The sequence below is a fragment of the Streptomyces iranensis genome, from assembly GCF_017874715.1.
GTDB lineage: Bacteria > Actinomycetota > Actinomycetes > Streptomycetales > Streptomycetaceae > Streptomyces > Streptomyces iranensis.
In genome coordinates this window covers 34,137-60,111 of the sequence record NZ_JAGGLR010000042.1, presented here as the reverse complement: position 1 = coordinate 60,111, position 25,975 = coordinate 34,137, and the positions used below count along the sequence as shown (strand labels likewise).

General features: G+C 71.5%; 22 protein-coding genes. 1 reads left to right on the top strand and 21 read right to left on the bottom strand.

All coding sequences use genetic code 11. The features are described from left to right. Nucleotides 1-111: 111 nt before the first annotated feature. Nucleotides 112-2,817 carry a SpoIIE family protein phosphatase gene (locus J2Z30_RS47280; protein ID WP_209469145.1) on the top strand — a complete coding sequence of 902 codons (2,706 nt, stop codon included), beginning with the start codon at nucleotides 112-114 and terminating at the stop codon, nucleotides 2,815-2,817. A gap of 45 nt (nucleotides 2,818-2,862) precedes the next feature. Here the strand turns inward: J2Z30_RS47280 and J2Z30_RS47275 are convergent, their stop codons facing one another. From J2Z30_RS47275 to J2Z30_RS47175, 21 genes are all read right to left on the bottom strand, one after another. Then, nucleotides 2,863-3,576: a helix-turn-helix transcriptional regulator gene (locus tag J2Z30_RS47275; RefSeq protein WP_052701766.1), complete on the bottom strand. Its 714-nt coding sequence runs from the start codon at nucleotides 3,574-3,576 to the stop codon at nucleotides 2,863-2,865. After that, entirely contained in the window at nucleotides 3,573-4,280 is a 708-nt protein-coding gene (locus J2Z30_RS47270) for a helix-turn-helix transcriptional regulator (RefSeq protein ID WP_052701765.1), read from the bottom strand. Before J2Z30_RS47270 ends, J2Z30_RS47275 begins: the two co-directional genes overlap by 4 nt. A 229-nt stretch (nucleotides 4,281-4,509) precedes the next feature. Further along, on the bottom strand, nucleotides 4,510-6,093 hold the full coding sequence (locus J2Z30_RS47265) for an AMP-binding protein (RefSeq protein WP_044579393.1): 1,584 nt from the start codon (nucleotides 6,091-6,093) through the stop codon (nucleotides 4,510-4,512). Between the two features lie 31 nt (nucleotides 6,094-6,124). Beyond that, the gene (locus tag J2Z30_RS47260; RefSeq protein ID WP_044579392.1) at nucleotides 6,125-6,871 is read right to left on the bottom strand and encodes a 2-hydroxychromene-2-carboxylate isomerase; all 747 of its coding nucleotides are present in this window, start codon (nucleotides 6,869-6,871) and stop codon (nucleotides 6,125-6,127) included. Between the two features lie 13 nt (nucleotides 6,872-6,884). After that, nucleotides 6,885-7,628, bottom strand: coding sequence for a 3-oxoacyl-[acyl-carrier-protein] reductase (gene fabG, locus J2Z30_RS47255; RefSeq protein ID WP_044579391.1), 744 nt, complete (start codon nucleotides 7,626-7,628; stop codon nucleotides 6,885-6,887). Continuing rightward, nucleotides 7,625-8,143, bottom strand: a complete 519-nt coding sequence (locus tag J2Z30_RS47250; protein WP_044582343.1) for a 3-hydroxyacyl-ACP dehydratase FabZ family protein — start codon at nucleotides 8,141-8,143, stop codon at nucleotides 7,625-7,627. The genes fabG and J2Z30_RS47250 overlap by 4 nt, the downstream gene beginning before the upstream one ends. 5 nt (nucleotides 8,144-8,148) lie before the next feature. Continuing rightward, the gene (locus J2Z30_RS47245) at nucleotides 8,149-8,535 is read right to left on the bottom strand and encodes an ApeI family dehydratase (RefSeq protein WP_044579390.1); all 387 of its coding nucleotides are present in this window, start codon (nucleotides 8,533-8,535) and stop codon (nucleotides 8,149-8,151) included. Continuing rightward, entirely contained in the window at nucleotides 8,532-8,795 is a 264-nt protein-coding gene (locus tag J2Z30_RS47240; RefSeq protein ID WP_044579389.1) for an acyl carrier protein, read from the bottom strand. Before J2Z30_RS47240 ends, J2Z30_RS47245 begins: the two co-directional genes overlap by 4 nt. A gap of 88 nt (nucleotides 8,796-8,883) precedes the next feature. Next, the gene (locus J2Z30_RS47235) at nucleotides 8,884-10,011 is read right to left on the bottom strand and encodes a beta-ketoacyl synthase N-terminal-like domain-containing protein (protein WP_044579388.1); all 1,128 of its coding nucleotides are present in this window, start codon (nucleotides 10,009-10,011) and stop codon (nucleotides 8,884-8,886) included. A 65-nt stretch (nucleotides 10,012-10,076) separates the two neighbouring features. Then, nucleotides 10,077-10,472: a hypothetical protein gene (locus J2Z30_RS47230; RefSeq protein ID WP_044579384.1), complete on the bottom strand. Its 396-nt coding sequence runs from the start codon at nucleotides 10,470-10,472 to the stop codon at nucleotides 10,077-10,079. A gap of 3 nt (nucleotides 10,473-10,475) precedes the next feature. Then, nucleotides 10,476-10,883, bottom strand: coding sequence for a hypothetical protein (locus J2Z30_RS47225; protein ID WP_044579383.1), 408 nt, complete (start codon nucleotides 10,881-10,883; stop codon nucleotides 10,476-10,478). Between the two features lies 1 nt (nucleotide 10,884). Beyond that, entirely contained in the window at nucleotides 10,885-11,211 is a 327-nt protein-coding gene (locus J2Z30_RS47220; RefSeq protein WP_044579382.1) for a DsrE family protein, read from the bottom strand. A gap of 62 nt (nucleotides 11,212-11,273) precedes the next feature. Beyond that, nucleotides 11,274-12,284 carry a hotdog family protein gene (locus J2Z30_RS47215; RefSeq protein ID WP_044579380.1) on the bottom strand — a complete coding sequence of 337 codons (1,011 nt, stop codon included), beginning with the start codon at nucleotides 12,282-12,284 and terminating at the stop codon, nucleotides 11,274-11,276. Further along, entirely contained in the window at nucleotides 12,281-13,162 is an 882-nt protein-coding gene (locus J2Z30_RS47210) for an alpha/beta fold hydrolase (protein WP_107073415.1), read from the bottom strand. Before J2Z30_RS47210 ends, J2Z30_RS47215 begins: the two co-directional genes overlap by 4 nt. Beyond that, on the bottom strand, nucleotides 13,159-14,160 hold the full coding sequence (locus J2Z30_RS47205) for a beta-ketoacyl synthase N-terminal-like domain-containing protein (protein WP_308280277.1): 1,002 nt from the start codon (nucleotides 14,158-14,160) through the stop codon (nucleotides 13,159-13,161). Before J2Z30_RS47205 ends, J2Z30_RS47210 begins: the two co-directional genes overlap by 4 nt. Then, nucleotides 14,157-15,308 carry a beta-ketoacyl synthase N-terminal-like domain-containing protein gene (locus J2Z30_RS47200; protein ID WP_044579376.1) on the bottom strand — a complete coding sequence of 384 codons (1,152 nt, stop codon included), beginning with the start codon at nucleotides 15,306-15,308 and terminating at the stop codon, nucleotides 14,157-14,159. The genes J2Z30_RS47205 and J2Z30_RS47200 overlap by 4 nt, the downstream gene beginning before the upstream one ends. Nucleotides 15,309-15,330: 22 nt before the next feature. Continuing rightward, entirely contained in the window at nucleotides 15,331-16,575 is a 1,245-nt protein-coding gene (locus J2Z30_RS47195; protein WP_044579374.1) for a beta-ketoacyl-[acyl-carrier-protein] synthase family protein, read from the bottom strand. A gap of 53 nt (nucleotides 16,576-16,628) precedes the next feature. After that, on the bottom strand, nucleotides 16,629-16,880 hold the full coding sequence (locus J2Z30_RS47190; protein WP_044579372.1) for an acyl carrier protein: 252 nt from the start codon (nucleotides 16,878-16,880) through the stop codon (nucleotides 16,629-16,631). A 141-nt stretch (nucleotides 16,881-17,021) separates the two neighbouring features. Beyond that, entirely contained in the window at nucleotides 17,022-18,206 is a 1,185-nt protein-coding gene (locus tag J2Z30_RS51550) for a cytochrome P450 family protein (protein ID WP_052701761.1), read from the bottom strand. Nucleotides 18,207-18,236: 30 nt separating this feature from the next. Beyond that, a complete protein-coding gene (ccrA, locus tag J2Z30_RS47180) occupies nucleotides 18,237-19,484 on the bottom strand; it encodes a crotonyl-CoA carboxylase/reductase (protein ID WP_044579371.1) in 1,248 nt (415 codons plus the stop codon). Nucleotides 19,485-19,579: 95 nt separating this feature from the next. Beyond that, nucleotides 19,580-25,615, bottom strand: coding sequence for a type I polyketide synthase (locus J2Z30_RS47175; RefSeq protein WP_052701759.1), 6,036 nt, complete (start codon nucleotides 25,613-25,615; stop codon nucleotides 19,580-19,582). Between the last annotated feature and the right edge of the window lie 360 nt (nucleotides 25,616-25,975).

The window sequence follows — 25,975 nt, the reverse complement described above, 5'->3', positions numbered from 1 at the left end:
ACTATCGCAAATAGCGCAATTTCTGCCTAAGCGATGAATGATGGGAATCTTGCGATGGAAGATCTCCGTCGATCAAAGCCCTCGTCGGAGGATCCGCCCTCGGGCGGCCCCATGCGCAGGCAGCCGAAAGGGGTGCGGTCGCTACTGAGTGTGCGCAGTGTGGTGGGCCAGCTGTTCATATTGCAGGTGGCGATCATCATGCTGCTGGCGGTCGGCGCCGTCTTCCTGCTGGTGCTGACCGTCCAGCGCGATGCCGAGAGGAACGCCGCCGACCGCTCGCTCGCCATAACGGAGGGCTTCGCCCGCTCCCCAGGAGTCGCGAAGGCCCTGAAGTCACCCGATCCGACGGCGGTGCTGCAGCCGAGGGCCGAGGCGGCCAGGAAGGCATCCGGTGTCGGGGCCCTCGTCGTCGTGAACCGGGACGGGATCCGCTACACGCACCCTCAGCCCAAGCTCATCGGTCAGCGCTGGACGAGGGAGGACGCGATGGGCACCCTCCTGGCCGGGCGAACGGTCAAGGGAAAGTACACGGGCCCCTTCGGCCCGCTGTTCACGGCCATTGTCCCGGTGAGGGACGGCAAAGGCTCCGTGAGCGGTGCGGTCGGCGCCAGTGTCACGGTCGAAAACGTCAACGGTGTGGTCGCCCGGCACCTGCCGGCCGTACTCGGTGCCGCCGCCGCGGCCATGACCATCACCACGGGCGGGGCGGCGGTGCTCAGCCGCCGGCTGCTGCGCCAGACCCGTGGGCTCGGCCCGTCCGAGATCACCCGTCTGTATGAGCACCATGACGCGGTCCTGCACGCCGCACGTGAAGGGATCGTCATCGTCGACGCCGACCGTCGTCTGTCGCTGGCCAACCACCAGGCACGGCACCTGCTCGGCCTTCCTCCGGATGCCGTGGGCCGTCCTGTGGCCGAGCTCGGCCTCCCTCCGCCGACTACCGAGCTGCTGGCTTCGGGACGTGAGGCCGACGACGAGATACATCCAGTAGCCGGTCGAGTACTGGCCGCCAATCAGCGGCCCCTGGACGGGCACGGAGGTCCGTCCGGCAGCGTCGCGACGCTGCGTGACTCCACGGAACTCCAAGTGCTCTCCGGCCGGGCGGAAGCGGCGCGGGAACGCCTGCAGGTGCTGTATGGCGCGAGCGTGGGCATCGGCACCTCGCTCGATGTGACGCGGACCGCCGAGGAGCTGGCCGAGGTGGCGGTGGACCGGTTCGCCGACTTCGTCACCGTTGACCTCGCCGAGCCCATCCTGACCGGCGACGAGCCGGTGGATACGGGGCAGCAGCTCCGCCGTATCGTCATGAGGGGCATCCACGACGACCCTCCGATCCATCGCACAGGCGAACCGATCGACTTCGTCCCCTCCACACCTCAGGCCACGGGCATGCCCCTCGGGGACGCGGTCATCGAGCCTGAGCTGCACAGAGCCCACGGATGGCGAGAACAGGACCCGGCGGGCGCTCAACGGATCATCGACTACGGAATCCACTCCCTCATCACCGTCCCGCTGCGCGCCCGTGGGGTGACTCTGGGGGTGGTGAGCTTCTGGCGTTCGGAGGAGCCGGAGCCCTTCGAGGAAGACGACCTGGCCCTGGCCGAGGAATTGGGCACCCGCGCCGCGGTCTGCATCGACAACGCGCGGCGATACACCCGAGAACACGCCATGGCCGTGACGCTGCAACACAGCCTGCTGCCCCGGGACCTGCCCGAACAGAACGCCCTCGAAGTCGCCCACCGCTATCTGCCCGCCCAGTCGGGTGTGGGCGGAGACTGGTTCGACGTCATCCCCCTGCCCGGTGCGCGCGTCGCGCTGGTGGTGGGCGACGTCGTCGGCCAGGGCCTGCACGCCGCGGCCACCATGGGGCGGCTGCGCACCGCTGTCCGCAACTTCTCTTCTCTGGACCTGCCGCCCGACGAACTGCTCGCACGTCTCGACGAACTCATCGACGGCGACGACCGCACGCGGGAGAACGCGGACTTCTCCGATGCGACCCTCGGGGCCACCTGTCTGTACGCCATCTACGACCCGGTCGGACGAAGCTGCACCATGGCTCGGGCCGGCCACCCACCTCCCGCGTTGGTCCATCCCGACAACACGGTGGAGTTCCTCGAGCTGCCGGCCGGGCCACCGCTGGGCCTGGGTGGTTTGCCCTTCGAGGCCGCCGAGGTGGAACTGCCCGAAGGCAGCAGGCTCGTGCTGTACACCGACGGGCTGGTCGAGGACCGGGACCGGGACATCGAGGAGGGTCTCGACATCCTGCGCTCCACGTTGAGCCGCGCGGACGGAGAGCCGGAAGACACCTGCGCCGCGCTGCTCGAGGCCTGGCTGCCCCGCCGCTCCCGCGATGACATCGCACTCCTGGTGGCCCGCACTCGCGTGCTGCCCCCGAATCAGGTCGCGCGCTGGGACGTTCCCCGCGACCCCGCCGCCGTAGGACAGATGCGCAGCGCCGTTGGAGAGCAGCTTGCCGCATGGGGGCTGGACGATCTCGCTTTCCTCACGGAACTGATCCTCAGCGAGCTGATCACCAACGCCATCCGTCACGCCACCGGGCCCATCGGCGTCCGGTTGCTGCTCGATCGCAAGCTGGTCTGCGAGGTTTCCGACAGCAGCAGCACCTCCCCCCATCTGCGGTATGCCGACACCGCGGATGAGGGCGGGCGGGGTCTCTTCCTCGTCGCCCAGTTGGCCGACCGCTGGGGTACCCGCTATACCCCGAGCGGCAAGGTCATCTGGTCCGAGCAGCGGCTTCCGGACGAGTACCGCGATATGAGGCATCCGGGTGGACGGGCAGGTCCGGCAGGCCGGTGAGGGCCGTGGCGCACCCGGCCGGTGGTGCCGGCCGGGTGCGGTCCGTCAGTCTCTCTCCACCGGCGGCGGAAGCATGTCCAGCTCGGCGGCGAGCAGCCCGGCCTCGAAGCGCGATCGGGCGTCGAGCCGTTCCATGATGTCCGCGACATGTCTGCGGTAGGTCCGCACGGAGATCGACAGTGCGCGGGCGGCGACCTCGTCGGTGGCTCCGACGCGCAGCATCCCGAGGATCTCGGCGACCAGCCGGGTGCGGCGGCGGTCGCTGAAGTCGGGCCGCGCCGAGAGCGGGGCCGACTTCTTCCAGATGGAGTTGAACAGCGTGTGCAACGCCTGGACGGGCAGCACCTCGTGGGTGGTGAAGATCTGCGAGCCGGCTTCCGCCCGCAGATTGGCCAGGGCCGTACGGCCGTCCGCCATGACCGCCTCGATCGGATCGAGACGGGCCAGTCTCACCTCCGGCCCACCGCCGTCGCCACCGACGGTGTGCAGCAGACGACGGTCATAGGTGTGGCGGGTGCACAGGATCCGCACCCGGACATCCGGTTTCGCCTGGGCCAGGAGCCCCGGGAGGAGCGACCGCAGCACCTCGCGCTGCGCCCCCTGGGGCAGCGCGAGGATGATGGACACATGCTGCCCGGCCTCGCCCACGATCGCCCCGGCGTCCTCGGCCGGGCCGGGGCCCCGGCTCAGCGGTGAGGCGGGCGGCCGCAGACGAGTGCCGATGGAAATCGGGGCAGCGGGAAGAGGAAGAGCCGTCATTGGGCGTCCTCCAGCGGCGACAGCAGCCCGAGTTCACTGGCCCGTACCCCGGCTTGGAAGCGGGACTCCGCGCCCAGCCCCTCCAGGATCTCCGCGACCCGGCGGCGATAGGTGCGGTAGGAGATGCCCATCTTCTGCGCCGCGACCCGGTCCGTGTGCCCGTCCCGCAGATGCCCCAGGACCTGCCGCTGGTCCTCGTGCCGGACCAGCTCCCGCCGCTTCAGGAATTCGGCGAGCGGTATCGCACTTCCCCACGCACCGAGGAAGAGAGATCCCAGTGCGCCGATCTCCGCGGATTTGTCGAAAAGCACCACACTTCCGTCCTTGAGGGCGATCGGCGACCACAGCAACGCGCCGCGGAAGTCGGCCATCGCCACGCCCTGCAGTGGACTCTCGGCAATTCGGACAGCGACGTTCTCCCGCTCGGTGGTCAACCGGTGCAGGACCTCGACGTCAAAAGCGCGAGAGGGGAAGAGAACCCGGAATTCGACGTCCGGGCGCACTGTCCTCGCCATGACGCGGAGCGCCGGACCGAATTCCGACAAACCTCGTCGATCACTGGGAATCGTGACGTTCACACTACGTGTGGCCTGGTCGGCCAAGGCCGTGGCGGCGGCCACCAGAAGTTCGGTGTCCAGCCGCTGGATCGCGGCGGCCCGCCGCGTCCCCGTTTCCAGCGGATCGGTCGTCACCGTGTCCGCCAAGGGCGGAACTCCGCCTGTATTTCTTATCAATGTGGAACCCCCGTGCCAACACTTCTTACACCCGGACTCAGACAACTCCGGGCACGTGCCGAGGAGTCTACGTCCCGATACTTTTCACGCGCTTTCACTTTGCTTACATGCACGCCACACGGGCCGATGCACCTTCGTGGCCGGGGTGTTTTACGCGTGTTCGGGCACGGTGGGGTTCCGGCGGCACTTCAGAGGGGTGTCATGGCCGCTGTCCGCCAAGCACCTGTACGCGCAAGGCGGCTTTGTCCACCTTTCCGCTGCCATTCCGGGGCAGTGCGTCGGCATGGTGAACGGCCGTGGGGAGCTTGTACCGCGCCAGCCGTTGCCCGATGAACGCCCGGATCTCCTCCAGGGTGGCCCGGCCGTCCTCGTCCTGGCACAGCACCGCCACCGGGCTCTCGCCCCACCGCGGATGCTCCACCCCGACCACGGCCGCCTCGCGCACGCCGGGGTACTCGGCCAGATGCCGCTCCAGCTCGGCGGGGTAGATGTTCTCCCCGCCGCTGATGATGACGTCCTTGAGCCGGTCCACGATGAACAGCAGACCGTTCTTGTCGAAGCGGCCGATGTCCCCGGACCGGAACCATCCGGCGTCGTCCAGCACCCGCCCGGTCGCCTCCGGGTCGTTCCAGTAGCCCGCGAAGACATTGGGCCCCCGGACACAGATCTCCGCGGCCACCTCCGGTTCGGTGACCACACCGCCGGTGGCCGGATCGACCAGCCGTATCTCGGTGTGGGGCAGCGGGAATCCGGCCGCGTCGGGATGGGCGGCCACCAGCTCGGTCGGCAGATGGCCGGCCAGCGGCGCGGTCTCGGTCATCCCCCACGCCTGGTGCAGGGGGATGCCGTGGGCGAGGTAGTCGCGGACCAGGGCGGGCGGCACCGGGGCCCCGCCGACGATCGCGGCGCGCAGCGCGGAGAGGTCGGCGCGCGGGAAACCGGCCGTCGCGGCGATGGCCGCGAACATCGTCGGCACCGCGATGAGATTGGCCACCCGGTGTTCGACCAGGTCCTCCAGGCACTGCTCGGGAGAGAAGGAGCGCCGGATCACCAGGGTGCCGCCGTAACAGAGGGAGCCCAGGGTGAAGCCGCTGAGCCCGGCGATGTGGAACATGGGCGCGAGCACCAGGGTGGGGTCGCCCAGCCGGGTGCGGATCACGGCGGCGGTGTTGACGTGGTTCCACCACAGATTGCCGTGGGTGAGCACCGCGCCCTTGGGCCGCCCTGTGGTGCCCGAGGTGTACATGATGACCGCGGGGTCGGTGGGCCGGACCGCGACCGGCGGCGCGGCGTCCGCCGTTTCCGGCGGCTCCGCCGTCTCCACCGCCTCCGGCATCGGCAGTGGTTCCCAGCGGGGGTGCGCCTCGGCAGCGGCGGGGCCGCTGTCGGCGAGCAGGAACCGCTGGACGGATACGGTGTCCGCGATGCCGTCGATCAGGGGCCGGTTGGCGTCCTCGGCGATGAGGGTGTGGGGGCGGCAGTCGCCGAGGAGGTACGCCACCTCGCTTCCGGCCAACCGGACGTTGAGCGGCACGAAGACGGCTCCGAGGTGGGCCGCGGCCAGCGCCGCCGCCAGCAGCACCGGGCCGTTGCGCCCCAGGAAGGCGATCCGGTCGCCCGCGCGCACCCCGCCGTCGGACAGGGCCGGCGCCAGCGATCGCACCCGGGCGGACAGCGTCCCGTAGCTGATCCGAGTGGACTCGTACACGATGGCGGTGGTGTCCCTGGTGGTTCGGGCCCAGTAGTGGACCGCCGCCGCCGAGCCAAGGTTCTGTTCCTTCATCGGTTCCTCTTCGCCGATCGTCGGGTCGCGGTCAGCCGCAGCCGCCCGCGTGCCCCTGGTCTCCGCCCCGGCCCGGCGCCACGGCGGACGGTGCGCTGTCCGACGATCCGGTGTCCGACGGCCCGGTGTCCGACGATCCGGTGTCCGGCCGCCCCGGCGTGGCGTCCGTCACCGACGCGATGAACGGGGCGAGCCGGTCCACACCCCAGAACTTGTGGAAGCCATGGATGAAGAACGGCACGCCGAACACGCCGTCCGCGTCGACCCGCAGCAGCGCCTCGACCCCGCGTTCCCGCAGTTCGTCGTCGTCCGCGGCGCCCGCCAGACGGCCCTTGGGCAGCCCCAGTTCGGCGGCCACCTCCGCGATGGTGGCGGGGGCGCAGATGTCCCTGCCCTCCTCCCAGCGGGCCCGGTAGAGGCGTTCGATGAACTCCGGGCCCTTCCCCTCGTCCACCGCCGCGAGATGGGCCAGATGCGGGACCTCCCACACCGGGTCCCGGTCGACCGGCCACGCGGGCTCGAGCCCGCGCTCGGAGCACAGCCGGCGCACGTCCTGGAGGATGTAGAGGTGCTTGGCGCGGGACATGCCGACGTACGGGAAGCCGCCGCCCGCCTTTTCCAGCATCAGCAGGCTGCGGGCGTCCGGCTCCCAGAAGGGCCGCCAGGTGATGGCGTCGGCCACCTCCGGGTGTTCATCGCGCAGTTGGCGGTAGGCGAGCCAGGAGTACGGGCTGCGCAGGGAGAAGTAGAAGCGGGGCGTACGGTCCCTCCGGGGCATGGCCGGCCTTTCCTCAGATGACGATGCCGCCGTCGATCTGCAGCACGCTTCCGGTCACGTACTCGGCCGAGGCCAGGTACGCGACCATGTCCGCGACCTCTTCGGGGCGTCCGAAGCGCTGCAGCGGGATCTTCTTCGCGGCGTCCGCGCGGGCGCTGTCGGCCAGCGCGGCGGTCATGTCGGTCTCGATGAATCCGGGTGCCACCACGTTGGCGCGGATGCCGTACCTGCCGACCTCCTTGGCCAGCGCCTTGGTGAACCCGATGATCCCGGCCTTGGAGGCCGAGTAGTTGGTCTGGGTGGGGTGTCCGTGGACCCCGGCGACCGAGGAGATGTTGACGATGCAGCCCCGTCGGCGCTTCATCATCTCGAAGACGGCCGCGCGGCACACGTGGTAGGTGCCGTCGAGGTTGGTGTCCAGGACCTGGTGCCACTCCTCGTCCTTCATGAGCAGCAGCGGATTGTCGCGGACGATGCCCGCGGAGGTGACCGTGACGTCGATGGGGCCGAACTCCTCCTGAACGGCGACCATGAACCGGCGGACCTCGTCCGCGTCCGAGACATCGGTCCGCAGGGCCATCGCCCGCCGGTCCAGCTCCTCGACCTCCTTCGCCAGCAGTGCGCCGGGCTCCGGATCGGGTGAGGCATGGCAGAACGCCACGTCGTACCCCTCGCGCGCCAGGCGCAGCACCGTGGCCCGTCCGATGCCTCGCGTACCACCGGTGACCACGGCCACCCGGTTGTCGGTGCCGGTCATGTCGTCCGCCCCCCTCGAGCCCGGTCCGCCGTGGCCGGGGTGGCCGTGGCCAGCCCGGCTCCCGGCCGGAACGCGATGACCAGCTGTTCGATCTCCATGACGGTCTCGTCCCCGACCGTGCTCCGCCCCTCGAAGATCACGGTGTCCGCGAAGCTCCGGGTCTGCCGCACCTGGTGTTCCACCACATCGCCCGGACGCACCCGCCCGGTGAACCGGACCCCTGAGATGCCGCCGAACAGCATCACGCGATCGCCCCGCGCGTCGGGGACCGGGGCGTCCCAGGTGGCGAGGAGACCGGCGGCCTGGCAGCAGGACTCGACGAGCAGCACCACCGGGTAGTCGTGGTCCCTTTCGGCCGCGTCGTCGGCGAGGCGCTCGTACCAGGGCTCGTTGCAGGTGACGGCCTTGCGTGCGATGAGCCGCGCGCCGGGCTCCACCCGGACGACCCGGTCGAGCAGCAGCATCGGATGGCGGTGCGGAAGCCGTCGTTTGAGTTCGGCGACACCGGCGGACATCTCGGTCACCGCGCCCCCTCGTCCTCGAAGCGGAGGGCGATCCGGGCGATGGTGCCGCGCGGGCCGGTGACCGAGGCGGAGCAGCGTCCGCCCGCGCCGTCGCGGCGCCAGGTCAGCTCGGCGGTGAGCGTATCGCCCGGGAGGACGGGGTTCATGAACCGCGCGCTCTCGATGCCGGACAGCGCCCAGGCGCGGTCCGGTTCCGGGACCGTGGCCAGCGCTCCGCGGTGCAGGAACTCGATGACACAGACGCCGGGGAAGATCGGGAATCCGGGGTAGTGGCCGGGGAACACCGGCTCCTCGGGCCCGACGGTCATCGATACGCGCGTGGTCCCGTCCGGGGCCGTGCCGTGCTCGATCCGGCCCGCCACCGGAGTGCACACCCGGCTCATCCCCGGGCTCCGAGCTTGTCCGCGAGCACGTCGTAGGTCCGTGGCAGCGTGGTCAGCCCGCGCACATCCGACTCCGCGAACCGCACGGAGTACTTCTTCTCCAGGGCGACGATCACCTCGAGCGCCAGCAGCGAATCGCCGCCCAGATCCTCCACGAAGCGGGTCTCGTCGGTCACCTCGCCCGGGTCCACGCAGAACACCTCGGCGATGGTGCGCCGCAGCTCCTCCAGGTCGAGGGGGGTCGGTTGGGTGTCGGGCATCGTGCCTCGCCTCTCCATCGGTTGCGGGTCGCCATCGAATTGCGGTTCGCCATCGGTTGAGGTTCGCCATCGGACATGGCGCACGGGGTCAGGAACCCGCGAGCCTCAGCAGGGCGGCTCCGACCATGCCGTTGGCCTCGGCGGAAGTGATCAGGACGGTCCGGGCCCCGGCATCGGACTCCCCGGATCCGGCGCGGGCGAGCACCGCGGCGATCTGGAAGGCTGCGGATGCCGCGAACGTGTCGCCGATGGAATCGGCGCAGGCCACCCGGGGCGGAAGGCGGGTGCCGAGCACCTCGGCGACGGCGGCGCGCTCCGCGTCGCCGTCGGGCCCGGCCAACTGGGTGTCGGCGAGGGCGTCGATGCCGTCCGCGGCGAGGCCCGACCGCTCCAGCAGCCGGCGCAGACAGTCCGCCAGCACCGGCCGGATCGCCGAGTGGTCCTCGGCGAAGCCGAACTCCAGCCCCATGACCTCCGCGATACCGCGCCGGCCGTGGACCCGGGCGTCCTCGGCGTCCTCGAGCAGCCACACCGCGGCGCCCTCGCCGAGTACGGCGTCGTGCCGCCCGTCGTCACCGGTGACTCCGCGCGCGTGCCAGGCGAGCCAGGCGCGGGCCGTGGAGAACTCCTCGACCGCGCCGCACAGCAGGGTCCGCGCGCGGCCCGCCCGGTGCAGCCGCAGCGCGTACCGCAGGGCCAGCAGTCCGGTGGCCCTGCCCCCGGCGATCGTGGTGTTGGGGCCCTTGAGGCGGTGCCAGATGGCCGACTGTCCGGCGGCGCAGTTCATCACGGTGTTGGGGAAGCGCGCCGGGTCGACCAGATAGGGGCGGTCCCCCACCAGGGAGTCCCGGGTGAAGTTCATCATGCTCTGGGCGCTTCCGGTGCTGGTGCCCAGCACCAGGCCGGTGTCCTCGTCGATCCCCGGCAGCCGAACGGCGTCGCCGGTGGCGAGCAGCCGGCCGAGGGCGACCACGGCCAGGCCGGTGATCCGGTCCATCGAGCGGGTGCCCTTGCGGCCCAGCAGCCCCCGGATGTCGAAGCCGGGGACCAGGCACGCCTCCCGATACGGCACCTGCCACTCCTCGCGGTCCAGCCGGACCGCGGCCCGGCGGCCGGAGCCCAGCCCCCGGGAGAACTCGGTGCTGCCCAGCCCGAGCGGGGAGATCGCGGACCAGGCGGAGATGACCGGACCGGCGGCCGTGTCGGTGGAGACCATGGACGGTTGTTTCCTTCGGGCGCGGGCGGGAGGCGGATGGGGGTGGGGGTGGGCGCGGGCGGAGGTCAGAAGAACCACACCCGTGCGTAGTCGGACCAGCGGCTCACCAGCTCGGCCCCGGCCACGCGGCGCACTCCGGGGAGCAATCGCTCCCGCGCGCGGGCGCCCAGCGCGGACAGATCGGCCTCCTCCACGAACACGGTGGCGCCGTCGTCGAGGAGTTGCCGGAGCAGCCGGCGCGGGTCGGGGAGCGTGTCGAGCGTTCGCCCGGCGATGCGCAGGGCCGCCTCATACGTGGTGTCCACCGCGTACGAGGCTGCGAGACCGCGCAGCACCACATGGAGGCCTCCGCTCTGCCGGTGCAGCTCACGGACGAAGAACAGGGTGTCGGCGAACTGGGTCTCGACCGCGCCCCGATGGGCGCGCTCGATGATCAGCAGGGTGTTGTCGGTCGTGGCCACGGTTCAGCAGACCCCCATCGCCACGACCTTGTCGGTGGCCCGTACGTGCTGCCAGAACTGGCTCGGCGGGCGCTTGAGCACCTCGGTGATCTGCTCGGACCTGCCGCGCTCCGCACAGCAGAAGCGGCAGACGTACCAGTCCAGGCGCTCGGGGTAGGCGGTGAGCAGCTCCCGTATCACCGTGCCGGTGGAGGGGTGGTCCACCGTGCGCTCGGCGACGTTGACGGGTTTGCTGTCGCCGAAGGCGGCGCAGGTGAGCGCGGTGGCGTCGCCGCAGGCCCAGACCTGTACGGCGGCGCCCTCGTCCAGCAGGGCCTGGGCCAGCCGGAGCGCGCTGGTCACCAGATCGGTGCGGTGGGGCGCGCCCAGCAGTTTCAGCATCACATCGGTGTGTCGGACGGCGAAGACCATGTCAGTGCCACACCATCCGCACCGCGGGGCTCAGCAGCTTCCGCGCCACGTCTCGCATCTCCACCAGCCGGGCGCCGGGCACCAGATCCTCGGCGTCAACGGCCCGCTGGCGCAGGGAGAACGCGTCCACCCACAGCCGGCCGCCGTTTCCCAGCAGGGCGTCGAGTTCGGGCATGGCTCCCCGCACCGCCCCGGCCACGCCGTTCTCGACCAGGAACAGCACGACGTCCTCGCCCTCCCGCACCAGTTGGGCGGCGTCGCCGGTGAACCGGTGACTGCCCGGACCGGCCGGCGGGCCGCCGCTCTCGATCAGCAGGTATTCGTTCATGGCAGGGATGTCTCCGGGTCCATCGGCGTCCGGTCCGTCAGCGTCCGTCCGTGCCCCGGCCGTCAGCCGGCGGCCGGTTCGCCACCGAGGGCACGCAGGACGCGGTCGTCGAAGGTGACCAGGGACCAGTCGTGGCGGCTCTCGATCTCCGCGTAGCCGTGGGTGATGGTGCCGGTGGCGGTCCGCACGAGCCGGCCCTCACGCACCACGTAGCAGTCCAGGCGGGAGGTGTAGGTGAAGTCCTTGAACACGTCCTCGACCGTGTAGACGGTGTAGAGGTCCTCCTCCATCAGCGCCTCGTCGAGGACGTGGATGGAGGAGTGCGGGACGACGGGTATCCACTTGCGGTCCTCGAGCAGCTGCTTGATGGAGATGCCCCGGTCGGCCAGGAAGAGGTCGACCACCTCCTCCATCTGGCGCAGATAGCCGGACATCTGGATGCGCTCGCTGAAGTGGCAGTACGGGTACGGGATGCGCCACTTCCAGCCGAAGGCGTTCTCCCCGGCGGTCAGCTGCTCCAGCACCGGGTCGGCGCCGGTCGTGCCCCGGCCGAGGGAGAGCGCGCGGTCGTCGGCGGGCACGGCCGCGGGGGGTGACTGCGCCTGCCCGGTGCCCAGCCTGGACACCACGAACCGGGCCAGTTCGGCCGGCGGCTCGCCCTCGGCGGGCAGGAAGTCGCTGCGCCGCAGGGAGACCGCGACCTTGGAGGTGGCCGCCTTGAGCCGCTGCCCGCCCCGCTCCAGGGTCAGTGTGACCCGGAAGCGGAGGACGTCGTCGGTGTCCTTGGCCGCCGGTTCGACCCGGGTCTCCACGAGGTCGTCCATGTGCAGGGCGTGCAGGATGCGGGTGTCCAGGCCGACGAGGTCCAGACCCAGGCCGTAGTCCTCGAACAGGGCACGGGCGGGCATCCCCGCGCTGCGGAAGTGCTCGAGAACGGCCTCCTCGACCAGGTAGTTGACATGCTTGAACCCGATCCAGGTGCAGATGTTCGAGCCTTCGTACCGGGGCCGCAGGGCCACCTGCGTGCTCTTGGCGAGCAGCGGTTCCAGCACGGGCTCGGTGTCGGTGGTCATCGGTTGTGCTCCATGGTGAGGTGAGGGGATCCTGACGGCGGGCCCGGCAGCCGGGTCCGCAGGAACGTGTTGGTGAGGTCGGCGAACTCTTCGGCCGCCGTGACCATCGGGAAGTGTCCATGGCACGGCAGGACGTGCACGGACGCGTCGGGAAGCGACTTGGCGAGCCCTTCCGCGTCGGAGGGGGCGGCCACCATGTCCTCGCCGCCGCTGACGAGGAGGAACGGCATCGTCATCCGTTCGGTGCGCATCTGCGGCATCCGCAGATACGTGCCGAAGAACTGGAACCACCCGTAGGGGCTGACCAGATCGCGGATCTTCATGGCGATGGTGTGCCGGCGCTCCGCGGGGAGACGCCTGCTGGGCCCCATGTGCATGCCTTCGATGAGGATCCGGTCGAAGTTGTTGACGTAGTAGGCGAGCGAGTTCCAGTCGAACTCCTCGGCCGTGGCCCGGTACAGCGGGGAGACGAGCACCACGGCGCTCGGCCCCCGGGTGTCCGCGCCGCCGCTGCTCCACCGGTCCAGCCAGGTCAGCGCGGCGCTGGTGCCGAAGGAGTGCGCGATGACGACGTCGGGCCCGCCCGGTACGGCGGCCACCGCCCGACCGGCCCAGGTCTCGACGGGGAGGCCGGTCCAGCCGTGCACCCCGGTGCCCCGCCACGGCAGGTCGGCGGTCCACAGCTCGCACCGCGGGTCGGCCAGCGGCACGAAGGGGTCCCAGACACCGGCGTTGCTGCACAGCCCGTGCAGCAGCAGCACCCGCAGCGGATCGGGGGCCAGTGCCCGCCGGGCGCACCGCACGATCACCGGCTGCTGCTCCGCGTCGCCGCCGCTCTGGCGTACCGGGGTGGTGTACCGGCCGGGGTCCACGCTCACGGGCGTTCCTCCCGGGCGGAGTGCAGCAGCAGGCCCGCGACCGCGTCATCGGTGTCGTCACCCGTGGTGATCAGCGCCGTTCCGCTGGGGTGGGTGCCGAACCGGCCGACGGCGGCGGCGCACTGGAGCACGCCCAGGGCGCCGTCGGCCCGCCCGAACACGCCGGTCGGGTCATGGCGTGGCGCGTCGGGGAAGCCGGGCGTGGCGAGGGCCGGGGGCTGCTCCTGGGAGGTGAACCAGATGGCGGGGGCGGGGCGTCCCCCGGGGAGCACCCGCTCGACCACGGCCCGGACACTTCCCCGCCGGGTGTACGGCCCCAGGGCGGCCATCGGCCGCGCGCCGCGGGCGCGGGCGGCCGGCCCGCTCTCGACGACCAGGGCGACGGCGCCGTCCAGCAGTCGCTCCGCGGGCTCGCCGAGCAGCCCTTCCACCACGGCGTTGGCGGTCTCCACGCCGATGACGACCACCCGGTCGCACCGGCCGGCGGACACCAGGGCCGCGGCCCAGTACACCGCGTCGAGCCCCGAGGTCGGTCCGTTGCAGAACATCAGGTTGGGTCCGCGCAGCCCGTGCTGCATCGCCACCGATGAGGCGATCACATTGCTCGACGCGTTGGGCAGCGCCATGGGGCTGATGCGCGAGGTCGTCTCCGCCGCGATGGCCGAGGCCACCTCGCAGACGGTGTCCAGGTTGCCGAGGTTGGAGCTGACGGCGACGCCGACCGAGTCCCCGGGAACGGTCAGTCCGCCCTCGCCGTCGGCCGGCAGCAGCCCGGATGAGCGCAGGACGTCCTGTGCGGCGCACAGGGCGAGCTGGGTGGCCCGGTCCTTGTAGCGCAGGCCCCGGCGGCCGATCAGGGTGCCGGGGTCCACCGGCTCGGCCGGTTCCCGGGTGGTGCGCAGCAGGTCCGCGGTGTGGCGGGCGCCCGGCAGCGCCAGGCCGACGCCGGTCACGACGGCGTCAGATGCGGTCACGACGGCGTCAGATGCGGATGTCACGCGGCCACTCCTTCCACGATGGCGACCGCGTTGACCCCGCCGAAGCCGAACGCGTCGACCTGCGCGATCCGCAGCCGCTCCGGCTCCTCCGGCGGGGTGGCCCCGGTCGCGAAGCGGAACCGCCCGGCGACTCCGGCCGGGGTGTCCAGGGCGATGGTCGGCGGGACCCGGCCCGCGGCCAGCGCCCGGACGGCGACGATCAGGCCGAGCAGCCCGGATCCGCCCGAGGTGTGCCCGGTCATGGACTTCACCGCCGTCATCAGCGGCAGGCCGATCCCGCTGCCGAAGACGTCGCACAGGGCCGTGGCCTCCGCCTCGTCGTTGAGGGCGGTTCCGGTGCCGTGCAGCAGGACCAGATCGACGTCGTCGGCCTTGATACCGGCCTGCTCATGCGCCAGGCGGATGGCCTGGGCGATACCGGCCGGATCGGGTGCGGTCGGGTGGGAGGCGTCGCAGTTCATGCTCGCGGCCCGGAGCCGGCCCCTGGCCAGGCGGGCCGCGGGGTGGTCCTCCCGGGTGAGCACCACGGCCGCGGCGCCGTCGCCCATGAGGGTGCCCCGGCGGTTCTGGTCGAAGGGCCGCACCCGGTCCGGGGGGTCCAGCTGCACCCGGTCCAGCAGCCCGAACATGCTCGCCGTGATGGTGTCCACACCGGCCACCACCACCGCCTCGGCGGTGCCCGCGGTGAGCAGGTCGCTCCCCATGGCCAGGGCGTGCAGGGACGCCGAGCACGCGTTGGAGATCGTGTAGGTCCAGGTGGCCCCGAAGCGCTCGCGCAGCGCGGTCCCGAAGTGGAGTCCGCCGAGGTCGAAGTCGGCGGACTCGCACCACTTGAGCTCGACGGACCGCAGCTCCCGCAGTCCGGTGCCGACGATCACCGGGGTGCCGGAGAGGTCCTCGTCAAGACCGGCGTCGCGCAGTGCCTCGGCCACCGCCCGCAGCAGCCAGGCGGTCGCGCGGGCCGGCACATCGGCGCCGTCCGCGGGGCGGTCGTCGATCTCGTAGGCGTGTGCGGCCCGGTAGGCGCGGCTGTCGAAGCCGCGCAGCAGGGCGCGTCCACTGCGACCCGCGCAGAGGGCGTCGAAGACCTCGTCGGTGTCCCTCCCGATGCTGGCCACCGCACCGGTGCCGGTTATCGCCCAGTTCATCGGGACCGTCGCGTGCGGTCGTTCACCCGTGCCACGTCTGTTCCTCCTCGTATTTGCCCAAGATCAGCACAGCGTTGTTTCCTCCGAAGGCGAGGCCGTTGTTCTGCACGACTCTCGGTTTGGCGGCGACGGCCTCATTGGGCACACAGTCGAGGCCGCATTCGGGGTCGGTCTCGACATGGTTGATCGTGGGCGGGATGAACCCTTCGACGATGGCGAGCACACAGCCGATCGAGGCCAGCGCGCTCGCGGCTCCCATGCTGTGACCGAGCATCGATTTCATGGAAATCGTGCGCGGGGCCGTGTCCGCCCCGAACACCCGGCGCACGGCGGCGGCCTCGGTCACGTCGTTGGCCCAGGTCCCGGTGCCGTGGGCGGAGATGAAGTCGATGTCTCCGGGCCCCACTCCGGCATTCTCCAGCGCGAGCCGCATACAGTCGGCCACGCTGTCCTCATCGGGTGCGACCGGGTGATGCGCATCGCAGTTCAAGGCGAACCCGAGCACTTCGGCGTGGATGCGCGCGCCCCGCACCCGGGCGGACTCCAGATTCTCCAGGACCAGAACGCCTGCGCCCTCGCCGGTGAGTATTCCCTGGCGGTCCCTGTCGAAAGGCCGGCACTTCTCGGGCGCGATGGTCCCGATCCGGTAGAAGCCGGTGAACGTCTTGCGGCAGAGCGCGTCGGCGCCGCCGCACAGCGCGTAGTCCACGTCCCCGGAGCTGATGGCGTCGTACCCGTAGCCGATGGCGTAGTTCCCGGCGGCGCAGGCGGTGGGCAGGGTGACCGCCTCCACCGAGCGCAGGCCCAACTCGCGCGCCACCGCCGACGACAGCCGGCCCGCGGTGACCCGCTCGGCCACCACCGGGTCCATCGCCTCGGGCCCCTTCGACACCTCGGTCTCGACCAGCCGGTCCATGTCCCTGGCCTCGCCGTCGGTGGTGCCGATCGCGGTCAGGCCCCGGCGGGCCCGCAGGTCCGCCTCGTCCAGCCCGGCGTCCTCGACGGCCATCCGGGCGGCCGACACCGAGAACTGGCCCGCCCGGCCCAGCGTGTGCAGGGGGACGTTGCGGATGTGGTCCTCGGGGGCGAAGCCCGTCACCTCGCACCCCATGGCGTGGGCGAATCCCTCGGTGTCGAACGCCGTGATGGGCCGCACCGCGCTGCGCCCGGAGCGCAGCCCGGTGAGAAAGTCAGCCGTTCCGATGCCGATACTGGATATCGCTCCCATACCGGTGACGACGACTCGGTGAGGGGCCTCAGTCCGCATGATCCCGCTCTCTCCTCAACTCCCGGCCGGCCGATCGAAGTCCCGTTCCGCTCTTACTTGTCGCTCGCCTCGGAGACCACCGCGTAAATGCCGTCGAGATTCACCATGCGCGACATCTCCGCCTGGTCGATGGAGATTCCGAACGTCTTCTCCAGGGCGGCCAGGATCTCGATGGCCCGCAGGGAGTCGGCGTCGTGGTCCTCCTTCAGAAGGCTGCTGTCCTTCAATTCCTCCGGATCGATTTCAAGGATGTCGCAGACGATTTCCTTGATGTCATCGCGGCGCTCCTGCACAAGTGCGCTCATATGCTCTTCCTCTGCCTTCTTCACATTTGTTGGGGCCGACGCCTCAGGACATTACGTGCGGCCGATCAAGGGACTCAAGAGTTTCGGACACATGCTGCCAACAACGCCCCACCGGTAATGGCGAGTTGTCCATGTTCCGGCTTATGCCATGCGCAGCGGCAGGCTTTCCAGACCGCGCATCAGAGTGCTGCTGCGCCATTCCAGCTGTGCCACCGGAGTGGCGAGTTCGATCGTCTCGAAGCAGTCGAGCAGCTTGGTGAAGACGACTTCGGCCTCCAGCCGGGCCAGCGGCGCGCCGAGGCAGAAGTGGATGCCGTGCCCGAAGGAGACATGGCCCCGGGCGTCCCGCTTCAGATCCAGCCGGCCGGGCTGGGGGAACCGCTCGGGGTCGTGGTTGGCGGAGTCGACGTTGACCATCACGAACTCGTCCTCGGGGATGAGCACGCCGCCGATCTCGACCGGTTCCTTGGTGAAGCGCATGGTCGCCTGGTTGACCGGGCTCTCGAAGCGCAGGAACTCCTCGATGGCTCCGGGCAGCAGGGAGCGGTCGGCGCGCAGGGCGGCGAACTGACCGGGGTGGGTCACCAAGGCCAGTGCGCCGTTGCCGATGAGGTTCACGGTGGTCTCATGACCGGCCGCGAGCAGCAGTACGGCCATGGCCGCGATTTCCTCGTCGTCCAGCGCCGACTCGCTGTCCTCGGTGGCGAGGGCGGAGATCATGTCGTCCCCGGGCGCCGCGCGTTTGGCGGCCACCAGCTCACGGATGTACGCGTTCATGGCGACGCTCGCGTCCCTGAAGACCTCGGGCTCGACCGCCAGGACGAAGGCGTTGGTCCAGGATCTGAAGGTGCGCCGGTCCTCCTCGGGCACGCCGAGCAGTTCGCAGATCACGGTGATGGGCAGTGGGAAGGCCAGGGCCTCGATGAGGTCGACCGAGTCCTGTCCCTGGACGGCGTCCAGCAGTTGATCGGTGATCTGCTCGATACGGGGCCGCAGCCGCTGCACCCGGCGCAGGGTGAAGCCCTTGTTCACCATGTGCCGCAGCCGGTGGTGCTCGGGCGGATCGGTGTTGAGCATGTGATGGCTGAGCGCCTGGCTGAAGATCTCCTGATGGGCCTGGATCCGGCGGTCCCGCAGGATCCGCATGATCTCCCAGGAGTCCTTGGCGAACCGGGGGTCCGAAAGCGCCTGGCGCACCGGTCCGTATCCGGTGACAAGCCACAGTCTGGTGCCGTTCGCCATCTCGAGCGGATGGACGGTGCGGGCGGCGGGCGCAGCCCCCGGCCCCGGTGCCGGCCGCTCGGCGGCGTGAGGGGGTTGGTGCACGGTGTTCTCCTGGGCGTATGGGTGGCCCGATCAGGCAGGCAGAGTGTTCATGCCGCGCTCGGGGGCGTTGACGAGGACGGACATGTTGCCGCCGGGGTGGGTGTTGTCGTGCATCAGCTGATGCAGCCGGCCGACTCCCTCGAAGTCGTCGCAGCGGGTGAGGCAGGGGTCGAGGACGCCCTCGCTCACCAGCTTGGTCACCTCGCGGAACTCCCGGGTGTTGGCGCCGTGCGAGCCCTGGAGCCGCTTGGACCGCATCCAGAGGTGGCGCAGGTCGATGTCGCCGTTGTAGCCGGAGGTGCCGCCGCAGATCACCACCATGCCGCCGGTGGCGCACAGATAGACGGAGGTGGGCAGGGTCGCCTGGCCGCTGTGCTCGAAGACGATCGTCGGTGAGGCGCGCTCGCCGAGGATCTCCCAGATCTTCTTGCCGAAGGCCCGCGCACCGCGCAGGAAGCGGGCCATGCCCTCCTCGTCGTCCGCGTCCGGGAGCCGGCCCCAGTGGTCGAAGTCATTGCGGTTGATGACACCCCGGGCGCCGAGTTCGAGGCAGAACTCGGCACGCCGGTCGTCGGACACCACGGCGATGGGGATGCCGCCGACCATCCGGGTCAGCTGGATGGCGCTGGAGCCGAGGCCGCCCGCGCCGCCCCAGATGAGCACCGGGTCGCCGGGGCGCACCGTATTGCCCGGCCAGCCGAAGAGCTGGCGGTACGCGGTGGGCGCCGAGAGCATGAAGCAGGCCGCCGCCTCCCAGGAGAGGTTCTCCGGCTTGGGGTGGCACTGGACCTCGTTGACCAGGCAGAACTGGGCGAAGGAACCGTAGTTGGTCTCATACCCCCAGGCCAGGGCGGAGCTGGAGAACGGGGGCTCACCGCTGAGGCGGATGTCCTCCGCCGTCTCGTCCCACTGCCCTCCGGAGAGGACCACCTGGTCTCCGGGCCGGACGTGGCGGACGCCGGGGCCGACCGCCCACACCACCCCGGAGCCCTCCGAACCGCCGATGTGGAAGTCCTCGGGGAGACCGAACTTCTGCCGTGCGGCGATGACGTCGACGGGCTGGCCGCTCGCGGCCCAGACGTTGTTGTAGTTGATGCCCGCGGCCATCACGTAGACCAGCACCTGGCCGGGTCCGACGGCGGGGACGTCGACCACCTCGGTGCGGAAGGCCTTGACCGGCTCTCCGAAGCGATCCTGGCGGATGAGGGAGGCGTACATCTGCTGGGGGACCTCGCCCAGCGGGGGCAGTTCACCGAGCTCGTAGAGGGATTTGACCATGAAAGAGGCTCCTCATTCACATGCTGCGTTCACGTACGGCGTTCATGTGCTGCGTTCACGTACTGCGGACGACAGGGCGCGGACCGGGTGCGGGCTCATCGGGTGGCGAAGGTGTCCGCCAGCCATGTCCGGACGGCCTCGGCGGTGCGCGGGGCGTGTTCCTGCATCATCGAGTAGTGGTTGCCGGGGGTCGGAACCGTGATGTCCACGTGCTCCGGCGGCGGTGTGACGGCCCCGGTCGCGGGGTTGAGCACGGCCTGCTCCTCGGCCCGTACCAGCAGGGTGGGTACGGAGAGGGCGGGGATGTCGCTCCACTGGTGGAACATCGGCAGGTAGCGGCCCATGGCCGTGAGCTCCTCGGGCGGGACCTCCAGGTCCCCCTCCCGCTCGTGGTGCTGGTTCATCATCGTGGAGAAGACCCGGTTGTCCTCGCGGTGGCGCAGGCTGAAGCTGTCCAGCATCACCACCGCGGCGGGCGGCCGGCCGAGCTCCTCGAGCCGTGCCGCGGTGCCGTGGGCGACCCAGCCACCGGAGGAGTAGCCGAGCAGGACGAACGGCGTGTCCCCCGCGGTGTCGAGCACCGTCCGCGCCTGGGTGGTGAAGAGCGTGCCGAGGTCTGCGGGGAGCGGCTCGCCCTTGGCGAAACCGGGGTGGGAGAGCGCCCACAGATCCCTGACGCCCCGGAAGGGCGCGGCGAAGCGCGCGTACTGGTGGGCGCCCGCGGGTGCGACATAGGGGGTGAGGCAGATGAGCGAGGGCCGGTCCGGGCCCTCCGCCAGACGCACCGGGCCGGGGCGGGAGGCCGGCTCGTCCGGGGCGGAGTAGGTGGGGCGCAGCTGTCCCGCGACATGCAGCATCCTCACCGCCTCGTCCACGTGGCCGTGGGCGCAGGCGTAGTTGTAGAGCTGGACCAGGGTGTCGTCGGACGCCGTGGTGGGGGCGGCCGCGGGGGCTTCGGCGGGGGTGCCCTCCGTCGCGGCGCCGTCAACCTCGGCGGCGGGCGGCGCCACGTTGGACCATACGTATCCGGCGAGTTCTCGCGGGGTCGGGTGGTTGAAGGCGATGGTCGCGGGCAGCCGCAGACCCACCGCGGTGCCGAGGCGGTTGCGCAGCTGGACCGCCGAGACGGAGTCCAGGCCCATCTCGAGGAACGGGCGGTCGGGGTCGACGTCCTCGGGCGAGCCGTGCCCCAGGACCTCGGCGAGCCGGTCGCGGACCAGCTCCAGGACCCGGGCCCGCTGCTCCTCCGGGGTGACGGAGGTCAGGCCGCGCTGCCAGTCCTCGGGCGTCTGCGGCGCGCCGGAGCCGTCGCCCTCACCGGTCGGTTCGGCGGCCGGGGCGTCGAGGCGCTCCATCAGCGCCCGTGCCTCCGGGATCCCGGCGAGCAGCGGCCGTCGGCGCGCGGACGCGTATCCGGTGGTGAACCGTTCCCAGTCCACGTCGGCCACCACGGTGACCGCGTCGCCGCGGTCCAGAGCCGTGCGCAGGACCTCCAGCTGGGTCCGCGGGTCGATGCCGCGCAGCCCCCAGAGCTCTCCGGTCTCGGCGGCGGCCTCCTCCTTGGTCATGCCGAGGCGGTCGAAGGCGCCGTCGGGCAGGCCGTGCCGCCGCAGGGTCTCCTGCGAGGCGTCCTCCACGGCCATACCGCCCCCGGTCCAGCCGGTCCAGGCGAGCGCGGTGGCGGCGAGGCCCCGGCTCCGGCGGTGCTCCGCGAGCGCGAGCAGATAGGCGTTGGCCGCCCCGTAGTGGCCCTGGCGGCCGACGCCCCACACCGCGGAGACGGCCGAGAAGAGGATGAAGGCGTCCAGGCTGATGCCCATCTCCTCGGTGAGTTCGTGCAGATGGCGCGCGCCCTCGGCCTTCGCGGCGAAGACGTCGGAGAAGTCCTGTGGTGTGGTGTCGGCCAGGGCCTGAAGGCGGCCGATCCCCGCGCAGTGCACGACGGCGGTGAGCGGGTGGCGCCCGGGGACGGCGGCGAGCAGGTCGCGTACCGCGTCCCGGTCGCGCACGTCGCAGGCGACCACGGTGACCTCGGTGCCGCGCGCCCTGAGCTCGGCCACGCGTTCCGCCACGCCCGGCGCCTCGGGGCCGCGCCGGCCGGCGAGCATCAGGTGTCCGGCGCCCTGGTCGGCCAGCCAGGTGGCGACATGACCGGCCAGCGCACCGGTGCCACCGGTGATGAGGACCGTGCCGTCGGGGTCCGGGCGCCATCCGGCGGTGCCCGGTGCGGCGTCCGCCGCGCGTGTCAGGCGGCGGGTGAACACACCGGCGTCCCGGACGGCGAGCTGATCGTCGTCGCCGCCGGCGAGCAGGGCGGTGAGGGCGCGCACCGCGGCCGGACCCGGCTCGGCGGGCAGGTCGATCACACCGCCCCACCGGTCGGGGTGCTCCAGGGCGAGCACCCGGCCCAGGGCCCAGGTCTGTGCCTGGACCGGGTGGGTCACCGGGGCACCGTCGCCGGTGGCGACGGCGCCCCGCGTGATCAGCCACAGGGGCACGTCCGTCCCCGCGTCCCCGAGCGCCTGCATCAGCGCGGCGGTGTGCGCGGTGCCCGCGGGGACGCCGGGGGCGGTCTCGGACGGCGTGTCGTCGTCCAGCGCGAGGAGGGACACCGCCCCGGAGAGCGGCTGGCCGGGGAGGAGGTCATGGATCCGGTCCATGAGGGACGCCCGATCGTCCTTGGCCTCGACCGACAGGGTCAGCACCGTCTCGGTGTGCCCGCGCACCGCGTCCACCACGGCCCGGGTGACGGCGTGTTCGGCGTGTTCCGCCGGTACAGCCACGAGCCAGGGGCCGCGGTCGCCCGCGGGGTCCGGGCGCGTCGGCCCGAGGGGCTCCCAGGCGATCCGGTAGCGCCAGTCGCCGGTACGGTGGCGCCGGTGCCAGGTGGCCATGGCCGGGAGGACGTCCGCGAGCGCGGCGGCCCGGCCGTCGCCTGCCATGCCGAGGACACCGGTGAGCGCGGTGAGGTCCTCGTCCTCGACGGCGCGCCAGAAGGAGTCCCGTGCCGGGTCCGCGGCGGCGGGCGGCGGGCCTGCCGCCGGTGCCGGACCGGCTGCCGCGGCCCTGAGCCAGAAGCGCCGTCGCTGGAAGGGGTAGGTGGGCAGGTCCACGCGGATGCGGGGCGGGTCGGGGAAGGCCGTACTCCAGTCGACGTCGACCCCGGCCGCGTAGAACTCGGCCGCGGCGCGCCGGAAGCACATGGGGCCGTCCTCGTTCCGGCGCAGCGAGCCGCCGGCCACCGCCGGAACCTGGGCGTCGAACGCCAGGTCCTGGACGGCCGCGGTGAGGAGCGGATGCGGACCGGCCTCCACGAACGCCGTGTGCCCCTCGGCCATCGCGGCCCGTACGGCCAGGTCGAAGCGCACGGTCCGGCGGGCGTTGTCGTACCAGTACCCGGCGTCCAGCCGCGCGGTGTCCACCGGCTCCCCGGTCACCGAGGAGTAGAACGGGACATGCGTCGCACGCGGCGTCACGGTGGCCAGCCCCGAGACCAGTTCCTCGCGCAACGCCTCGACCTGCGCGGAGTGGCCCGCGGCGGCGGCGCCGCGGATCTTGCGCACCCGGACGCCTTCCGCGCGCACCTCCTCCAGCAGGGTGTCCACGGCCCCGGGGGTGCCGGAGACGGTGATCTGGGTGGGGCCGTTGACGGCCGCGACGGAGATCTCGCCGTCGTAGTCGCCGATCCGGCGCTCCACCTCGTCCAGGGGCAGGTCCACCGCCGCCATGGCTCCGTTGCCGAGCAGCCGCATCAGGGCCCGGGTGCGGAGGACCATGATCAGGGCGGCGTCCTCCAGGCCGAGGGCCCCGGCGACCACGGCGGCGGCCACCTCGCCCTGGGAGTGGCCGAGCACGGCGGCCGGTTCCACACCGTGGGCCCGCCACAGCTCGGCCAGGGCCACCGACACCGCGAACGACACCGGCTGGAGCACTTCGGGCTCGTCCAGCGACGGCGCGCCGGGGCGCTGCCGCAGGATGTCCTCCACCGACCAGGTCACCAGGGGCGCGAAGGCGGCGTCGACCGCGCGGAGAGCGCGGGCGAAGGCGGGCGACCAGTCGAGGAGGTCGGCGCCCATCCCGGTCCACTGGGCGCCCTGTCCGGGGAAGACGAACACGGGGCGGCCGAGGCCGGGGCGGGCGGCGCCGGTTACCGCGTTCTCGGCGGTCTCGCCCCGCTCGACGGCGGCGAGGAGATCCTCGAAGGTCTCCCGGTCCGATCCGACGAGCACCGCCCGGTGGGTGAAGGGCGAGCGGGTGGTGGCCAGGGCCGCTCCGATGTCGGTGACGGAGGCCGCGGTGTTCCGCGCCACCGTGGTCCGCAGCCGCCCGGCCTGTTCCCGCAGGGCGTCGGCGGACCGGGCGGACAGCACCCACGGCACCGCGGTGGCGGGCGCGGGGTCGGCGTCGGTCGTGGGCTCCGCGGCGGTCACCACGGGGGGCTGCTCGACGACGAGGTGGGCGTTGGTCCCGGAGACGCCGAAGGACGACACGCCGGCCCGCATAGGCTCCTCGCCCTCGGGCCAGGCGCGGCCGCTGTCCAGCACCCGCACCGCGCCCGAGTCCCACGGGACCCGCCGGGAGGGGGTGTCGGCATGCAGGGTCTTCGGCAGCCACCGGTGCTCCATGGCCTTGACCATCTTGATGAGGCCGGCGACGCCGGAGGCCGCCTGGGTGTGCCCGATGTTGGACTTGATCGACCCCAGCCACAGCGGCCGGTCCCCGTCCCGGCCGCGGCCGTAGGTGGCCAGCAGCGCCTGCGCCTCGATGGTGTCGCCGAGGGGTGTGCCGGTGCCATGGCCGTCGACCGCGTCCACCTGGCCCGGCGCCAGCCCACCGTCGGCGAGCGCCTGCCGTATGACCCGTTCCTGGGAGGGCCCGTTGGGCGCGGAGAGCCCGTTGGAGGCGCCGTCCTGGTTCACCGCGGTGCCGCGGATCAGGGCGAGGACACGGTGTCCGGCGCGGCGGGCGTCGGCCAGCCGCTCCAGTACGAGGACCCCCGCTCCCTCGCCCCAGCCGGTGCCGTCGGCGGTGTCCGCGTACGCCTTGCACCTGCCGTCGGCCGCGTGCACCCGTTTGCGGGCGAAGTCGATGAAGGCGCCGGGCGAGGACATCAGCGCCACTCCCCCGCCGAGCGCCAGGTCGCACTCCCCGTCGCGCAGCGACCGGCACGCCTGGTGCAGGGCCACGAGGGAGGAGGAGCACGCGGTGTCCACGCTCACCGACGGGCCCTGGAGGCCCAGCACATAGGAGACGCGGCCGGACAGGACGCTCGCCGCGTTGCCGGAGATGAGGAATCCCTCGCTCTCCTCGGGGGGCTGGAAGAAGCGCGACAGATAGTCCTGCTCATTGGTGCCGATGAAGACCCCGGTGGAACTCCCGCGCAGGGTGTGCGGTGCTATTCCGGTCCGCTCCACCGCTTCCCAGGCCACTTCCAGCAGCAGCCGCTGCTGCGGGTCCATCGCCACGGCCTCGCGGGGTGAAATGCCGAAGAAATCCGCGTCGAAGTCGGCGACATCGCCGATGAAGGCTCCGGAACGGGTGTAGGAGGTGCCCATGTGCTCCGGGTCGGGGTGATAGATGCCCGCCACGTCCCATTCACGGTCCACCGGGAAGCCGGTGACGGCGTCGCCACCCTGCTCGAGGAACTCCCACAGCTCTTCGGGGGAGGTGATCCCGGCGGGGAAGCGGCAGGCCATTCCCACGATGGCGATGGGGTCTTCGGCCCGGCCGCCGGTATGGTCGCGCACCACCGGCCGGCGCTCCGCCCTCTTCTCTTCCGCCCTCTTCTCTTCCGCCCTCTTCTCTCCCGCCGGTTCCTCTTCCGCCGCTCCCTCTTCCGCGCCGGTGAGCCGGGTGAGCAGATGAGCGGCGAGCGCGGCGGGATCGGGGTGGTCGAAGACGGCGACGGAGGAGAGCGGAACACCGGTGGCCGCGGTGAGACTCCGCAGCAGGGCCGCCGCCTTGTCACGGACGAGCCCGAGCGCGCGGAAGGGGGTGTGGGCGTCGATGGACCTCGCGTCGCCGGTTTCCCGTTGTTCGGCGACCTTGCTGCACACGAGCCCGAGAAGACTCTCCAGCCGCTCGTGCCGCGGCAGCGGAGCCAGACGTTCCCGCAGTTCGTCCGGGGTCATTCCAAAACGGCTCACAGTAGCACTCCGAAAGAAGACAGCAAGACGGTTCCTCGCGATATGAGCCCGCGCTCTCCGCTTCCGGGAACCCTGGGAGACAACGGCGCGCGGCCATGGGAATTGCAGCGGCGCCGACGACCGACGAACACCGAACCGCGAACGGCGACAAGAGTGAACAGGCCGGTTGGCTTTACCCGGAGATCGCCCCTTGCCCTGCGGGCACGTGTTCCTCCGGAGTCGCGGATGTCATACGGCCGAAATTAGCACCGGCGGTGCGGGGATCACGAGCACGGCGATCAACGTGACCGGTAGTGTCCACGGGACTTGCTGCGCAATTGGGCGTGACGTAGCGTCAATCGCCGC

Excerpts from the sequence above, each read along its gene's own strand:
- J2Z30_RS47280 (WP_209469145.1), top strand. The coding sequence starts at position 112 with ATGCGCAGGCAGCCGAAAGGGGTGCGGTCGCTACTGAGTGTGCGCAGT.
- J2Z30_RS47275 (WP_052701766.1), bottom strand. The coding sequence starts at position 3,576 with ATGACGGCTCTTCCTCTTCCCGCTGCCCCGATTTCCATCGGCACTCGT.
- J2Z30_RS47265 (WP_044579393.1), bottom strand. The coding sequence starts at position 6,093 with ATGAAGGAACAGAACCTTGGCTCGGCGGCGGCGGTCCACTACTGGGCC.
- J2Z30_RS47260 (WP_044579392.1), bottom strand. The coding sequence starts at position 6,871 with ATGCCCCGGAGGGACCGTACGCCCCGCTTCTACTTCTCCCTGCGCAGC.
- fabG (WP_044579391.1), bottom strand. The coding sequence starts at position 7,628 with ATGACCGGCACCGACAACCGGGTGGCCGTGGTCACCGGTGGTACGCGA.
- J2Z30_RS47250 (WP_044582343.1), bottom strand. The coding sequence starts at position 8,143 with ATGTCCGCCGGTGTCGCCGAACTCAAACGACGGCTTCCGCACCGCCAT.
- J2Z30_RS47245 (WP_044579390.1), bottom strand. The coding sequence starts at position 8,535 with ATGAGCCGGGTGTGCACTCCGGTGGCGGGCCGGATCGAGCACGGCACG.
- J2Z30_RS47240 (WP_044579389.1), bottom strand. The coding sequence starts at position 8,795 with ATGCCCGACACCCAACCGACCCCCCTCGACCTGGAGGAGCTGCGGCGC.
- J2Z30_RS47235 (WP_044579388.1), bottom strand. The coding sequence starts at position 10,011 with ATGGTCTCCACCGACACGGCCGCCGGTCCGGTCATCTCCGCCTGGTCC.
- J2Z30_RS47225 (WP_044579383.1), bottom strand. The coding sequence starts at position 10,883 with ATGGTCTTCGCCGTCCGACACACCGATGTGATGCTGAAACTGCTGGGC.
- J2Z30_RS47220 (WP_044579382.1), bottom strand. The coding sequence starts at position 11,211 with ATGAACGAATACCTGCTGATCGAGAGCGGCGGCCCGCCGGCCGGTCCG.
- J2Z30_RS47215 (WP_044579380.1), bottom strand. The coding sequence starts at position 12,284 with ATGACCACCGACACCGAGCCCGTGCTGGAACCGCTGCTCGCCAAGAGC.
- J2Z30_RS47200 (WP_044579376.1), bottom strand. The coding sequence starts at position 15,308 with ATGAACTGGGCGATAACCGGCACCGGTGCGGTGGCCAGCATCGGGAGG.
- J2Z30_RS47195 (WP_044579374.1), bottom strand. The coding sequence starts at position 16,575 with ATGCGGACTGAGGCCCCTCACCGAGTCGTCGTCACCGGTATGGGAGCG.
- J2Z30_RS47190 (WP_044579372.1), bottom strand. The coding sequence starts at position 16,880 with ATGAGCGCACTTGTGCAGGAGCGCCGCGATGACATCAAGGAAATCGTC.
- ccrA (WP_044579371.1), bottom strand. The coding sequence starts at position 19,484 with ATGGTCAAATCCCTCTACGAGCTCGGTGAACTGCCCCCGCTGGGCGAG.
- J2Z30_RS47175 (WP_052701759.1), bottom strand. The coding sequence starts at position 25,615 with ATGACCCCGGACGAACTGCGGGAACGTCTGGCTCCGCTGCCGCGGCAC.